Annotated in this window: 13 protein-coding genes; 7 read left to right on the top strand and 6 right to left on the bottom strand. The window is 68.3% G+C overall.

What is annotated here, in order from left to right:
• Positions 1 to 205 precede the first annotated feature (205 nt).
• Complete coding sequence (locus tag G6N60_RS28925) at positions 206 to 3,106, top strand: collagen-like protein (protein ID WP_163739043.1); 2,901 nt, start codon at positions 206 to 208, stop codon at positions 3,104 to 3,106.
• 132 nt (positions 3,107 to 3,238) lie between these two features.
• Here the strand turns inward: G6N60_RS28925 and G6N60_RS15850 are convergent, their stop codons facing one another.
• Positions 3,239 to 4,123, bottom strand: a complete 885-nt coding sequence (locus G6N60_RS15850; RefSeq protein WP_163739040.1) for an alpha/beta hydrolase — start codon at positions 4,121 to 4,123, stop codon at positions 3,239 to 3,241.
• A gap of 410 nt (positions 4,124 to 4,533) precedes the next feature.
• Between G6N60_RS15850 and G6N60_RS15845 the strand changes: the two genes are divergently transcribed.
• Positions 4,534 to 5,247, top strand: a complete 714-nt coding sequence (locus G6N60_RS15845; RefSeq protein ID WP_197746946.1) for an AIM24 family protein — start codon at positions 4,534 to 4,536, stop codon at positions 5,245 to 5,247.
• Positions 5,248 to 5,331: 84 nt separating this feature from the next.
• Here G6N60_RS15845 and G6N60_RS15840 read toward each other — a convergent pair whose 3' ends face one another.
• The 3 genes from G6N60_RS15840 to G6N60_RS15830 all read right to left on the bottom strand — a co-directional run bounded on the left by G6N60_RS15840 (position 5,332) and on the right by G6N60_RS15830 (position 7,867).
• On the bottom strand, positions 5,332 to 5,649 hold the full coding sequence (locus G6N60_RS15840) for a putative quinol monooxygenase (protein WP_163739037.1): 318 nt from the start codon (positions 5,647 to 5,649) through the stop codon (positions 5,332 to 5,334).
• Positions 5,650 to 5,838: 189 nt separating this feature from the next.
• Positions 5,839 to 7,038, bottom strand: coding sequence for an alpha/beta hydrolase family protein (locus G6N60_RS15835; RefSeq protein ID WP_163739034.1), 1,200 nt, complete (start codon positions 7,036 to 7,038; stop codon positions 5,839 to 5,841).
• 184 nt (positions 7,039 to 7,222) lie between these two features.
• The gene (locus G6N60_RS15830; protein WP_163739031.1) at positions 7,223 to 7,867 is read right to left on the bottom strand and encodes a TetR/AcrR family transcriptional regulator; all 645 of its coding nucleotides are present in this window, start codon (positions 7,865 to 7,867) and stop codon (positions 7,223 to 7,225) included.
• 206 nt (positions 7,868 to 8,073) lie between these two features.
• On the opposite strand from G6N60_RS15830, the gene G6N60_RS15825 reads away from it, so the two are divergent.
• The 5 genes from G6N60_RS15825 (at position 8,074) to G6N60_RS15805 (ending at position 11,172) form a co-directional block, all read left to right on the top strand.
• On the top strand, positions 8,074 to 8,550 hold the full coding sequence (locus G6N60_RS15825) for a DUF1772 domain-containing protein (RefSeq protein WP_163739028.1): 477 nt from the start codon (positions 8,074 to 8,076) through the stop codon (positions 8,548 to 8,550).
• Positions 8,551 to 8,596: 46 nt separating this feature from the next.
• Positions 8,597 to 8,920, top strand: coding sequence for an NIPSNAP family protein (locus G6N60_RS15820; RefSeq protein WP_163739025.1), 324 nt, complete (start codon positions 8,597 to 8,599; stop codon positions 8,918 to 8,920).
• Positions 8,921 to 9,208: 288 nt separating this feature from the next.
• Positions 9,209 to 9,877 carry a flavin reductase family protein gene (locus tag G6N60_RS15815; RefSeq protein ID WP_246240737.1) on the top strand — a complete coding sequence of 223 codons (669 nt, stop codon included), beginning with the start codon at positions 9,209 to 9,211 and terminating at the stop codon, positions 9,875 to 9,877.
• A 275-nt stretch (positions 9,878 to 10,152) separates the two neighbouring features.
• Entirely contained in the window at positions 10,153 to 10,650 is a 498-nt protein-coding gene (locus G6N60_RS15810) for a GAF domain-containing protein (RefSeq protein ID WP_163739022.1), read from the top strand.
• Positions 10,651 to 10,728: 78 nt separating this feature from the next.
• The gene (locus tag G6N60_RS15805) at positions 10,729 to 11,172 is read left to right on the top strand and encodes a hypothetical protein (RefSeq protein ID WP_163739019.1); all 444 of its coding nucleotides are present in this window, start codon (positions 10,729 to 10,731) and stop codon (positions 11,170 to 11,172) included.
• 106 nt (positions 11,173 to 11,278) lie between these two features.
• Here G6N60_RS15805 and G6N60_RS15800 read toward each other — a convergent pair whose 3' ends face one another.
• Together G6N60_RS15800 and G6N60_RS15795 are read right to left on the bottom strand one after the other, a co-directional pair.
• A complete protein-coding gene (locus G6N60_RS15800; RefSeq protein ID WP_163739016.1) occupies positions 11,279 to 12,193 on the bottom strand; it encodes an SDR family NAD(P)-dependent oxidoreductase in 915 nt (304 codons plus the stop codon).
• A 96-nt stretch (positions 12,194 to 12,289) separates the two neighbouring features.
• The gene (locus tag G6N60_RS15795; RefSeq protein WP_163739015.1) at positions 12,290 to 13,030 is read right to left on the bottom strand and encodes an SDR family NAD(P)-dependent oxidoreductase; all 741 of its coding nucleotides are present in this window, start codon (positions 13,028 to 13,030) and stop codon (positions 12,290 to 12,292) included.
• Positions 13,031 to 13,074: the final 44 nt, after the last annotated feature.

Genomic DNA, 13,074 nt, shown 5'->3' with positions numbered 1-13,074 from the left:
TCCGTCCGCTACGGCGGATACCTCTACGGCGGACTCGACGGCGGGCGGATCCGCCCACTCCCATCGTCATGACTCCGTCGCCCCGGGGTCCACCTCACGCCCGAGGACCGCGTCCACGTCAGCGGGGGGCACGTCGACCGCATCGAAGCCCTCGTCATCATCGACGGCTTCATCGTCGGCGTCTGCGCCGCCGTCGAGTTCGCCAGTGGGGCGCGTCGCAGCCGGCGGCGGAGTGGTCCCGGCTCCGTTGGCAGCGTTGACGGGGGCCTCCGCGGCGCCGACGGACACCTCGCATGTCAGCGCGCATCCCGCGCTCGCGGGGTCCTCACTGGTGCCGGTGTCCTCAGTGGTGGTGGCCCCGGTGTCGGTCGTGGCGCCGGCGGCGCAGACTCCGGATCAGGTGTTGGCGGCGCTGATCGCGGTGTTCGTCAGCAACGGCACCGCCAGTCACCCCAACGGGGGGTTGTTGTTCGGGACCGGGTACAGCGCGAGTGCCGGGTGTGCCGCGGCGGCGTGCAACGGCGGCAACGGCGGCATCTTCGGCAACGGCGGTGCCGGGGCGGACGGCGGCCGCGGCGGCAACGCGATCTTCATTGGCAACGGCGGCTCCGGCGGGGACGCCATCGCCGCGGGCGGTGCCGGTGGCGCCGGCGGCAACGGCGGCGTGCTCGTGGGTTCGGGTGGGCGCGGTGGCTCCGGCGCCGCCGGACTGGCAGGCGCGGCGGGCACCGCGGCGGGTCAGTCCGGAACCGCGGGCAGCGCCGGCGGGAATGGCGGCGCTGGCGGCGCGGCGGGGTTCTTGCTGGGGACCGGTGGGGCTGGCGGTGCCGGCGCCAACGGTGGTCGGGGTGGGGACGGCGCAGCCGGTGGGACCGGGGTGGCGGGGACGACCACCCACCTCGCCGGCAGCGCTGGTGGCGCCGGGGGTTCCGGCGGCGTGGGTGGCGCTGGTGGTGACGCCGGTGCCGGCGGTCGCGGCGCTCTGTTCGGCGCGAGCGGCACCGCGGGGGTGAACGGTAGCGGAGGGGCGGGCGGCAACGCCGGTACCGGCGGTCTGGGCGGGGCCGGGCACGACGGCGCTGCGGGCGCCGCCGGTGTGAACGGTGCGACGCCAGGCGCCGACGGGACCGACGGGACGGCCGGGCAGGCTGGCGGTGACGGCGGCGCTGGGGGTGCGGCTGGCGTCGCCGGGCGTGGCGGCGCGGCGGGCGCCGGTGGCAGCGGCGGCAGCGCGGGCGCGGCGGGATTGTCCTCGGTCCAAGGGGACGGTGGTGCCGGTGGCAACGGCGGGATCGGTGGCCGCGGCGGCACCGGCGCCGCGGGAGCCGCCGGCAGTAACGGCTCGAACGGGCTGAGCGCCGGGGCCAGCGGCGCCGACGGCGGCACGGGTCAGACCGGCGGCAGCGGCGGTGCCGGCGGTGCCGGTGGTGACGCCGGACTGGGCGGCGCCGGAACTCACAACGGAGCCAACGGTGCCAACGGTGACGGTGGGACTGGCGGCGCTGCTGGTCAGGGCGGCACGGGCGGCACCGGGGGCAACGGCGCGACTGGCAGTGCTGGGATCGATGGGGTGTTGCCCGGCAGTTCCGGCAGCAACGGCGGCAGTGGTGGTGCAGGCGGCAACGGTGGTACCGGGGGTGCGGCCGGCACTCGCGGGGCGGGGGGACGCCGCGGCGGTGGCGGCACGGGTGGCAGTGACGGCGCCGACGGTGCCACCGCGATCCAAGGCGTCGGCGGCGCTGGCGGTGACGGCGCCAACGGCGGCGCGGGCGGTAACGGAGCTATCGGCGCCAGCGGAGTGAGCGGTGCCCCCGGGTACGTCGACGGGGCGGCCGGCGGAGACGGCGCCATCGGCGGAATCGGGGGTTCGGGCGGGGCGGGCGGAACCGGCGGTGACGCCGGGCGCGGCGGCCTGGGGTCCACCCTCGGCGTCAACGGGATCAACGGTGATGGCGGGGCCGGCGGGAACGCCGGGCAGGGCGGGACCGGCGGTGCGGGCGGGAACGGCGCCGCCGGCCGCGACGGCACGGACGGGATGATCGGGGTCAACCAAGGCCGACCCGGCACGAACGGGCAGCCCGGCGGCGCGGGCGGCGCCGGCGGGAACGGCGGCGCCGGGGGCGCGGCGGGCAGCGCGGGGCTCGGCGGGGCTGCCGGGACCGGGGGCAGCGGCGGCACCACCGGGGCGGCGGGCCTGTCCGCAGTGCAGGGGGATGGCGGTGCCGGTGGTGACGGGGGTGTTGGTGGCCACGGCGGCGCGGGCGGCCAAGGCGCTTATGGCAGCACCGGTCTGGACGGGGCCCGCGCGGGAGCCAGCGGTGCCACCGGTGGGACCGGCGGCACCGGCGGTTCGGGCGGCATGGGCGGTACGGGTGGTGACGCCGGGCACGGTGGGACCGGAACCCACACCGGACCCAACGGGAGCAACGGAGACGGCGGCGCGGGTGGCGCTGCCGGTCAGGGCGGCACCGGAGGGACTGGCGGCAATGGCCAAGCCGGCAACGGCGGCAACGACGGCATCGGCACCGGTGGTTCCGGTGCCCGCGGAGTGAACGGCGGCAACGGCGGGGACGGCGGCACCGGCGGCCTCGCGGGCAACCCCGGGGCCGGTGGTGCCCCAGGAACCGGAGGATCCGGTGGCGGCGTCGGTGCGGCCGGCGCGAGCGGGATCCAGGGTGTCGGCGGGATGGGCGGCAACGGCGCCAACGGCGGCAACGGCGGCAACGGCCTCCGCGGCGCCGACGGCGCCCCCGGATTCGGCACCGACCCGCAAGGCAACGGACACCCCGGTGGCAACGGAAACACCGGGGGCAGCGGCGGGGCCGGCGGAAACGGCGGCAACGCCGGACGCGGTGGCAGCGGCTCCACCACCGGAACGAGCGGAACGAACGGATCCGGTGGCAACGGTGGTAACGCCGGTGCTGGCGGCAACGGCGGCGCTGGCGCCAACGGCACCGCGGGTGGTACCGGTGGTGCCGGTGGCAACGGTGGCGCGGCCGGCTCCGCGGGGGCTGGTGGCCTCGCGGGCACCGGCGGCCTGGGCGGACACGCCGGCACCACCGGCCAGGTGGCTGCCCAAGGGGTCAACGGCGTCAGCGGCTCCTAGCGTCGCGGGCCGTCCCGGACGCCAGGAGGGACGCGGCCCCAACGAGTGATTTTCGGAACGCCGCTGGCAGTCTGGGCCCTCCCAGCCTTCTCAAGGTGCGACAACGTCTTGATGGCGGATGTCGCCGCGCGGTCACCCCGTCGGCAGCTGGCGCTTCAGGAAGTCGATGTAGTCGGTGACGGCACGCTCGAATGGGTCGCCCAGGTAGATGTCGAAATGCCCGCACGGATACTCGACGACCTCGCCACGGTGAGCTCGCTGCGCATGCCGACGAGTCGCCGACGCCGGAGCCACGCTGTCATCGCGGCATAGCGCGAAGAAGATCGGGCAATTGACGTCCTTGGCGCGCCGTCCGGGAAAGTAGCGGGCGATGTCGAGTGCGAAGCGGGCACAGACCTCGTTGCGAAAGGTCGGCGCGAGGTCGGCAAGCGCCGCGTAGCCGGGTCCGCAATCCGGCGCGGTCATCAACGCGGCCGATCGCGGGGGACCGGCGAGAGCGACCATCACAGGCCTGCGGCGAAACGTTGCCGAAGCCACGTCTCGGATTGCTCGTACGCTCACCCTCGCCGTGGACACGGCACCGCCCGCGCGGGCGGACGCAAAACCGTCGGTGAACGGGCATTGCGAGATGACTGCCGACACCCCTCCGTCGGCGGCTGCGACGTCGATGACGAGACCGCCGCCGAATGACGAACCGAAGAGGGCCACTCGGCTCCCGTCGACCTCGTCGTGCGAGCGCACGTAGGCCAGGGCTGCGCGCCAGTCAGCCAACTCACGGTCGATGTTTATGAGCTGTCGCGGATCACCGGTGCTGGCGCCGAAGTGGCGATAGTCGAAAACCAGGCAGGCGTAACCCTTTTCGCAGAAACACTCGGCGAAGGCGTCCAGTCGCATCTCCCGCACACCGCCGAGACCGTGCCCCAGGATTACCACAGGTGGCCGCTCCCCTTCGGTGCGTTCGGGTAGGTACAGCCACGCGGCACACGTGTCGGCACCCGACGGGAACGCCACATCCATGCGTGTCACCTCATCGCCCCCCGTACCGCGGCATCGCCCAGTAGGACGCGCTGACCTCGTCAACGTTGGCGCGGCTGGACATGAATGCCTCCTCCGGAGCTCGTCGTGAACACTCGTTCGCTCAACTTACCCACACCCACAAGTGGTCGGTTCTCGTAGGCGACCAATGCGACCGGCCGCGTGGCGTCTGCTGGATCGTCGTCGACAGCCTCCGTCTCGCCCGCGACGTCGCGATCAGCATCCGCATGACCGCCTCGCCCGCCGGGCGCTTGGGCCCGAGTGTGCATTGGATACGGCCCCGCGCATTGGCAGTGTTTTCACAGCACGGCGCGGCAGGCGCATTGTCGAGCCACCGCGACGGGAGCAGTTGAATTGGGCATTGAGCGAAACCGTCGAGAGGAGACCGTGTCATGGAACAACCTGCCTCACTGCCGCCCCGCCTTCTGCCCACCGCGGTCACCAGCGGTCAGGCTCCGGGGGTCGGATATGCGATCCAAGGTGAACTCGTGCCGATGCTGCACCTCCGCGTCGACGGGAGCGTGCCCGTGTTCTTCGAACATCATGTCGTGCTGTGGAAGGACCCAGGGCTGATGATTGGTCTGCACCCGATGCGCGGCAGTTTCAAGCGCGTCGTCTCAGGAATGCCGATCTTCCTCACCGAGACCCAAGGGCCTGGTGAGATCGCATTCTCCCGCGATGGTGCCGGGCACGTGTTCCCGTTGCACCTGACCCCGGGTATGAGCGTGGAGGTCCGCGAGCACCAATACCTCGCCGCGACCGGCAATCTCGACTACGGATTCACCCGACAACGGGGCGTCACGAACATGCTCTTCGGGGGCAGCGGATTCTTCGTGGACCGATTTTCCGCCACCAACAGCGAGGGAGTGGTGTGGCTCCACGGGTACGGCAACGTATTCGAAAAGGTCCTCGGACCCGGTGAACAGATCGACGTCGAACCCGGTGGCTGGATCTACCGCGACGAATCCGTTCGCATGGAAATACAGATGTATGGACTGAAGACCGGAATCTTCGGGGGCGCAGGCAGTCTCGTTTTCAATCGGTTCACCGGTCCCGGCCGCGTCGGCATCCAATCGATGTACATCCACCTGCCGACCGCCGACTGATTGGAGTCACGCGAACGCCAGGTGCGCGCCGACTTCGGTGCCGCCGATTGCTCGCCATCTGTAGGAGCCGTGTGCGGTGAAACCCTAGGTTGGGCCCGCGGCCAAGCCCGTCACGTCGATGACGGTCACGCTGTTGGCCACGAGTGTGGTGATCATTCCAGCGGTCTCCTCGGTGACGCGTGCCAACGAGGCTCCGTTCACATGGGCTGCGAAGGCGTGCTCGTCGGCGTACACCTCGTACATGTAGACGGTGTCCTCCTGGTGGCGAGGCACCAGAACCTCGAATTGCACCGTGCCAGGCTCGACCAGGCTGCGGGTGCGATGGGCGTCTACCAGAACGAGCACCTGTTCTCGAACGCCAGGAACGCACGTGAGAGCCCCCAACACCGCGAATGTCGACATCGGATCTCCTCTAAGCCGCGTCCGCCGGTGCTGTACAGATACGGAGTGAACGGGCCGATCAGTCTGGCGTCCTTGGTCATTCCTCGGAATTCGTTGCTATCGGCCCACGTAATGTGTGTCGAGTGCGCCTACTAAGCCCGGTTTCTGCGTTGGTCATGCCGTTCCCTTCATGATCCCGATGGACGCGACTCAGGAGTTCAGCGTGTCGTCGAGCCAGTTGAATACCACTTCGTCCTTGTACGCCAAAGCGCCCGACTGACAATGGTTTTCGGCCCCATCCCGGACGCCGAAGCGGGCGTAGGTCTTTGGCGCGTGCAACGCCTCGTAGACACGCTCGGGCTGACCGCGGAAGAATTGATCTCCGTCGGCCTCCATCACCAGCGTGGGGCAGTTGATCCGTTCGATCACGCCGCCCTCCAGCGACATCTTCCTGCTGGCGACGGTGAGGTCGTAATAGGACGTCGCCCCACAGCTGTAGAGACCCTGGGTGAAGGCCCACCGCGCTTGGGTATTCGCCTCCATCGCATGGGCGACGAGGGTGTCGTAGGTGGCGGCGTCGCCGTTCTCGAGCGCCGTCGTCGCGTCCGGTGGCAGCATGCCCACGATGGCGTCGTAGAAGCTCCAGACGCCGTCGAAGAGGATGACGGCCTTGAACCTGGGCTCGAAGGCCGCGGCGCGAGCGGCGAAGTACCCGCCGAGGCTCATGCCCTTGAGCGCGAGGCGATCGCCGTCGACGTCGGGGCGGGAGAGGGCGTAGTCGACGGCCGGGGTGACGACTTTCTCCCAGTCGTATCGGAACACCAGTTTCTGCTCTCGAAGCGGCATGCCCTGGCCCGGGCCGTCGAAGGTAAGACAGTTGTAGCCACGACGGACGGCGGCCGCGGCGGCGAAGTAGTACAGCTCCTCCAAGCTCGAGTCGTAGCCTCCGTGGAAGACGAGAGTGGGCCGCGGTGCGTTGGATTCGTCGACCTTGTAGAAGTAGCCGGGTAACGTCGTTCCCTCATAGGGGATTTCGACCGGTTCCCAGGTAGGTCCCATCATTTCGGCGGCCTTGGCGTAGGCCTGCTGTGATGCCGTGGAATCAAACATGATCCGCGGATCGTCAGGGTCGCCGTGCAGGTAGAACTCTGCCATTCGAAAATAGGTCGACGCGCGCAGCAGGGCCTCTCGAGCGCTGACCAGGTGGCCGGCGGAGAGATACCCCTCGGCTCGCCCCAGCACGCGCTCCCCACGGGCGTGCCAACCGTCGTACCAACTGTCGAAGTCCCCTTCGACGATGTCCTCAGCGGTGGCCATGAGCTCGCCGATGTCCGCGCCGCCGTAGTAGACGAAGCCCAGATTGCGGACGAGTTCGAACGCGAACGAATCGTCCTTGAAGCCAACCTTCATGGCCTTCCTCCGTGAGTTCGATCGACGAGTAGGGAAATCGACCCTCTGCACTGCACTGTAAAGTGCAATAGGCCGGTCAGCAAGAATCGTTCCGATTGGGCGGAAGTTTTACAGCGCTTATCCAGGGCTTATGGCGACGGCCCGTCGTGGTGTCCGCCGCCGTCGTTCGCAGGATCGGACTTGGTCAGGAGGGAACGCGGTACCGAGCGAGGAAGAGTGCTACCGCCTCGCGCACTACGTAGTCACGACGCTCGTCGTCGACGGCAGAGTTCGAGGAGGCGACCAATCGGCCCAGCAAGACCTGCCCGAGAATGACGTCGATGAACTGTGCGGTCGCGAGATCGGGATCGTCGATGCGAAAACCGGCGTCGCCCCCGAGCCGGCGCACGTACTCCGTGACCCTGCGCCGAGCCGGGTCCCTGCCGTTGTCCAGGAAGCTCTCGCCGAGTTCCGGGAATTTCGAACTCTCCCACATCACCAAACGCATGAACGCCACCGCCTCGGGTGGCGCCCAGAAGTTCGCGATCGTGCGGCCGATCGAGTAGAGGACTTCCTCGGGCGGTGTCGACGAGGTGGTGTCGGCGGTGATGGCGTCCAGCGGCATCCGTTCCCACATCTGGGCCATCGTGGCGTCGAAAAGCGCTTTCTTGGAACCGAATTGGTTGTACACCGTTCGACGGGCCACCCCGGCCTCCAGGGCGATCTGGTCCATGCTGGATTGCTCGTAACCGTGAGCGAGGAAGACGACGGCGGCGGTGCGCAAGATGGCCTCGCGGGTCGATCCCGCGTCGGGCGAGGAAGTCGACGCGCTCAGACCAGCTCGAGTCATCCGTCCACGGTACTTCGCGCCGCCTGCCCGGCCTGGACGTGATTCGTTGCGACGTCTCCCGCGATCGGGTCTTGTCCGTTCAGTGGTGGCCGGCGCGCGATCGCCAGGACACCTCGATAGCGATGCTACATGGAATAGCGCCGCTATCGACTTCGTTGGATAGGCCTGTTAGCGTTGCTAACACCTCGCCCGAGAATGGAGTCGACATGAACCTCGAAGCACTCATCAGGGTCACCGCGATACTCACGGTGCTCGGCACCGGCGTGGTGTACGGCACCGACGTGTTCTGCGCGATGGTGCTTCGTCCCGCCCTGGCCCGCGTCGATGACCACACCTTGGTCACCGTGACTGGTCACATTCACCGCTTCGGGGATCGCCGCATGCCGATCCCCGGGGTGCTCGGCATCCTGGCCGCCGGCGTGAGCACGATCGCGGCCGTCGCAGCCGGCGACGACGTGCAGGCCATCGCGGCCGGCACCGCACTGATCGCGTTGCTGATCTGGCTCGTCGTCTACACCCGGCTCAGCGCGCCCATTAACCGGGAACTGACTGCGGCCGCTGAAAGCGGCCGAACGTTGCCCAACGGCCGGGCCCTGCAGGCGCGATGGGATGCGGTCATCAACGCCCGCGCTGCGCTGCAGGGGCTTGCCGTGGCCGCCTCCTGCCTGGTCTTGCTGACCTGACGGCGACGACCGAGATCCCAACCAGCCAATCAAGGAGCGCGCCAACATGTTTCAACTGCGGATCTACACCCTGCGATCAGCCGACGCATTGCGGCGCTACGCGGACGTGCACTGGGCCCGCCACCTGACCACCTTCGCCGTGTTCGGCATCACGACACACGGGGTGTGGACCGAGCACGACGCGGACGCCCACCGCCTGATCGCCGTGATCCAGTACCCACCCGGCAGCGACCCCGACGAGGCCACCCGCCGCGTCGTGGCCAGCCCGGAGTTCGCCGCGGACATGGCCGGATTCGACGTGTCGGACATCGTCGCGGTGGAAACCACGCTTCTCGACCCCACCTCCACCACGTCTTCTCCAATCCGATAGCGCAGATCGTCGTCATCGGTGCCCGATTCGCACTCGTGCCCCGCATGGCCGCCACCGGTTACGGCGTGCAACCCAATCTTTCACCGTCGCATGCCCGGCGGACCCCTTCTTCGATCGCGCTGCACACACCGCCGATGTGGGCGCGCGACCTCGTGGGCACGGACTACGCGGCAGCGCGGCCCCGCCAGACCCCCCAATTCGTGCCGGCAATGTTCATCACGCGCTGCCACGGCCGAGGGTGCAGGCTTGGGACGTTGCCGCTACACCTAGTTCGACGACGATCCAACGATGGGAACCGATGTGAAATACGATCCGGCCAGCCAACCGTGCCCTCTGCCGTATTCGCCGTTCAAGAGTTGCACCGTGCCGAGGCCGATCGGCTGGCTGTCCAGTGTCAGCGCCGACGGCGTGGAGAATCTGGCGCCCTACAGCCAGTGGCAGAACCTGACCTTCGACCCTCCAATGGTCATGTTCGCCGCAAACCAATATCCCGATGGTCGCCGCAAGGACACGGTCGTCAATGCCGAGGAAACCGGCTGGTTCGTCTGGAACATGGCGACATGGGATTTGCGCGAGGCGGTCAACACCAGCGCGATGGCGCTGCCATCGCAGGAGAGTGAGTTCGACCGGATCAACGTGACCCGCAGCTATGCCGACCTCAGTGGAGTTCCGATGGTCGCCGAGAGCCCGTGCCACTTCGAGTGTCGCTACCTGTCCACTCAGCGGCTGCGGGGCAACTCGCCCGTGGGAACCATCGACGTGGTGTTCGCCCAAGTCGAGCGCATCCACGTCGACGAGTCCGTCCTCACCACTGATGGCAAGCTCGACATCCCACGCATCAAGCCAATTGCTCGGATGGGATATTACGACTACGCGGTGGTCACCGAGACCTTCGAAATGCGCATTCCCGGCGCCAGTGAGGCCGCGGCGGCCGGCCTGGAAGGCGCGGCGAACTGACCGGTCGAACCGAGCGCGCTACCCCCGCCGCAGCGGAGCGCCTTCGACGCCTACCAGGACGCGCCGCCACGGAATTGGCGTGTAACGGTCAGTGCACCAGCGGCTACCACACGACGAATGGAAGACCAGCTTCCCTCACTGGAGGTCTGAGGAATCGAGAATCAAGACGGTCTCAGCCGGCGCGCACACCGCGCACACCATCGCGACCTCGCGTCCCGTTCGGCGACGGGCACGACGCTTTACCCACAACCCCCTATTGCCAACAGGATTGAGTCATGAACGAGCCGAAGCCACACGCCACAGCCACCACTGCCGGATTGGTTGAGATTGGACCCCAACTGGAGGAGCTGGCCACACGGCTCGGCGTCAAGTCGGTGCTGGTGATGCGCTCCGACCCCGACTCGATGGTGGTCGCCGCCACGGCGGGGGAGGCGACTCGGCACTACACCGTCGGCGCCGCGGGAACGAAGGCAGGACAGGATGATTCGCGCGTGCCGCTGTACTGCGAGCGGGTCGTGGACAGCGACTCGGCGGTCTTCGTGGAGGATTCACGCGCAGACGCCGAATTCGCCGGCAACGAGGACGAAACGGAGTTCGGCCTGAGCAACTACCTGGGCATGCCGGTCCACGACGCCCACGGAAAAGTCGTCGGGACGGTCTGCGTTCTGGACGATCACGCCCGGCACTACGCAGCCGACGAACGCGAGGCGTTGGCCCGGCTGCGCACCGAGGTCGAATCGGTGATGGCAAGCGACCCCACGGCACTCGACTAGCGACGACCCGACCCCGACGACCCGCTCGTTGCCGCCATGTCACAGGATGCAGAATCACCAAGGATCGAGGAGTAGCCCGTGGACCACCGCCAGGACACCAAGACACTGCAATACAATTCGATGTTCCTTGGTGTGTTCATGTTCGTGTTCGGCGTCTTGAAGTACTTCCCGCCGTTTCGCACCATGTTCGACGTGCAGATTACCGAAAGTCATCTGCCGCGGCTCAGCATTCCCCTGGGCAAGGTCGGCGAAATGGCCATCGGCGGTGGCCTGCTGTTGCCGGCCTGCTTCCGGCACCAGATTCCCAATGTCTACCGCCCAGCCGTTGTCGTTGCGTCCTCCGCGCTCGTCGTCAACATGGGCGTTGCGACCTACGTGCACCTGCAACCAGAGGTTCCGGCGAACGTCCTTCCGCTGGGGATCAAAGCCCCATTCATCCCGCTGTCCGTCATGTTCTTGGCGATCGTGAACATCGTCCAGGCCTGCCGAGGCGAGGGCCGCCGAAGCCCGCAACGGCATTGACGTCGAGGCTCCGGGTCGAGACCGCGGGACGACGATCGCTACCGCGAGAATCAGAATGGCCTGTACTGCAACCACTTTCGTCGGCGGGCAGTGTACGGCCGGGTGCTCAGCGGCGCTCCTGGCGATTGTCGCGGTGGGCTCGCAGAGTGCGTTCGGTCTGCAGGTAGACCTGCTCCTGCAGGTGCTCGGTGCGGGACTTCTTGGAGGAGTTCTTCTGCTTGGAGGGCGTGTGGTAGCCGCCGGTGACGGTGGCCAGGCCGGGGTCGGTCATGATCCGGATGACCCCGGCGGAGCCCTTGCTGGCGTGGCCGTAGAGCGGTGAACCCAGCTTCATCACCAGCCCGAACGTGCCGCCGGCCTTCGCGCCGAAACCGCTGTTCACACTGCCGGGGCTGACGGCGTTGACGGTGATGCCGTGCCCGTCGAGTCGACGCGCCATCGCGTACACCCAGAGCAGGTTGGCCAACTTCGCGTTGAAGTACGCCTGGGTTTGGGAGTACTTGCCCGGGAAGGACCAGTCGGTCTCGACCTTCCCGCGTCCCTCGATCAAGGCGGTCATGCTCACGATCCGCGACGGGCGTCCCAACGAGTCCGCGCCCGCGTGCAGCGAGTCCAGGAGTGCGTCGGTCAGGGCGGCGACCGCGACGTGGTTGATGGCCATGGTCATCTCGATGCCGTCAGGGGATAGCCGTCGGTCCTTGAACCCGGCGCCGGCGTTGTTGACCAGACCGTGGATGCCCCCCGGCGCTGCAGCGCGAGCGGCCTCGGCGAGCGCTCGCGCGCCGGCAATGGAGCTCAGATCTGCGGCGACCGGGACGAATCTGCCCGCGCCGTTGCCGTCGACGACGAGGCTCTCGACGTTGGATCGCGCCGCGTCCGGGGTCCGGGCGTGGGTCAGGACGGTGGCGCCTTCGTCACCGAGGAGGCGGGCGGTCTCGTAACCGATGCCGCCCTTGGTGGTGCCGGTGACCAGGATGGTTTGGCCGCGCAAACGGCCGCTGGGGGAGGGGAGCGTGCTCATGGAAGTCTCCTCATCGCGAGATGTGGTGGTGGGCGTGGAATGAGCTGCGGGGGTGGGGTCGCCGCCGATGGGTCGACGACCTCGATTTCGGTGACGTCACAAGACTGATTGGCGGCCCCCGTCGACCGGGACGATGGCCCCGGTGATGAAGCTCGAGTCGTCACTGCTCAAATAGGCGATGGCGTGGGCGATTTCGATGGGCTGCGCGGCGCGTCCCAGCGGAATGGCGGCGACGAAGGTGGGCAGCATGTCCGCCATCGGATCCATCGCCGGAGTCATGGTGGGGCCCAGTGCGACGGCGTTGACGCGCACGCCCTGTGGCCCGTATTCCGCAGCCCATGAGCGCGTCAGCGATTCCAGGGCTGCCTTGGCGGCACCGTAGCCGGCCATGCCGGCCTGGCCGCGGTCGGCGACCATCGTGGACACGTTGACGATCGCGCCGCCACCGTTGCCCGCCATCGCCGGGGCAAAGGCTGCGGTCAGCAGGAAGGGTGCCTTGACGTTGACCGCGAACATGGCATCCAACCCCGCCTCGGTGGTCTGCGCGGTCGGGGCGAGCTCCCAAAAACCGGCGTTGTTGACCAGGACGTCGACGTCCCCGGCCTGCTGAATCAGTCGCTTCACGTCGTCGGCGACGTTCAGGTCGGCGGCGACGAACCGGGCGGGGGCGTTCTCGGGGGCGAGCTCCTCGACCTCCGCGACGACGGCCTTGCCGCGGGTGTCGTCGCGGCCGGTGACGATCACCGCGGCGCCATGCTGGGCGAACAGTTTCGCGGTCTCCCTACCGATTCCGGACGTAGCGCCGGTGATCAGGACGGTCTTGCCGTGGAATTTCATCGGTCGTTCCCTCTCGGTTGGCGTTGGCTCGCTGCGGATGAAGC

This window comes from Mycolicibacterium madagascariense (assembly GCF_010729665.1).
GTDB lineage: Bacteria > Actinomycetota > Actinomycetes > Mycobacteriales > Mycobacteriaceae > Mycobacterium > Mycobacterium madagascariense.
The sequence above is the reverse complement of the archived record's forward strand: the minus strand, read 5'-3'. Positions and strand labels throughout refer to the sequence as shown.

Coding starts and splice junctions, on each gene's coding strand:
- G6N60_RS15850 (WP_163739040.1), bottom strand. CDS start 4,123: ATGGATGTGGCGTTCCCGTCGGGTGCCGACACGTGTGCCGCGTGGCTG.
- G6N60_RS15845 (WP_197746946.1), top strand. CDS start 4,534: ATGGAACAACCTGCCTCACTGCCGCCCCGCCTTCTGCCCACCGCGGTC.
- G6N60_RS15840 (WP_163739037.1), bottom strand. CDS start 5,649: ATGTCGACATTCGCGGTGTTGGGGGCTCTCACGTGCGTTCCTGGCGTT.
- G6N60_RS15835 (WP_163739034.1), bottom strand. CDS start 7,038: ATGAAGGTTGGCTTCAAGGACGATTCGTTCGCGTTCGAACTCGTCCGC.
- G6N60_RS15830 (WP_163739031.1), bottom strand. CDS start 7,867: ATGACTCGAGCTGGTCTGAGCGCGTCGACTTCCTCGCCCGACGCGGGA.
- G6N60_RS15825 (WP_163739028.1), top strand. CDS start 8,074: ATGAACCTCGAAGCACTCATCAGGGTCACCGCGATACTCACGGTGCTC.
- G6N60_RS15820 (WP_163739025.1), top strand. CDS start 8,597: ATGTTTCAACTGCGGATCTACACCCTGCGATCAGCCGACGCATTGCGG.
- G6N60_RS15815 (WP_246240737.1), top strand. CDS start 9,209: ATGGGAACCGATGTGAAATACGATCCGGCCAGCCAACCGTGCCCTCTG.
- G6N60_RS15810 (WP_163739022.1), top strand. CDS start 10,153: ATGAACGAGCCGAAGCCACACGCCACAGCCACCACTGCCGGATTGGTT.
- G6N60_RS15800 (WP_163739016.1), bottom strand. CDS start 12,193: ATGAGCACGCTCCCCTCCCCCAGCGGCCGTTTGCGCGGCCAAACCATC.
- G6N60_RS15795 (WP_163739015.1), bottom strand. CDS start 13,030: ATGAAATTCCACGGCAAGACCGTCCTGATCACCGGCGCTACGTCCGGA.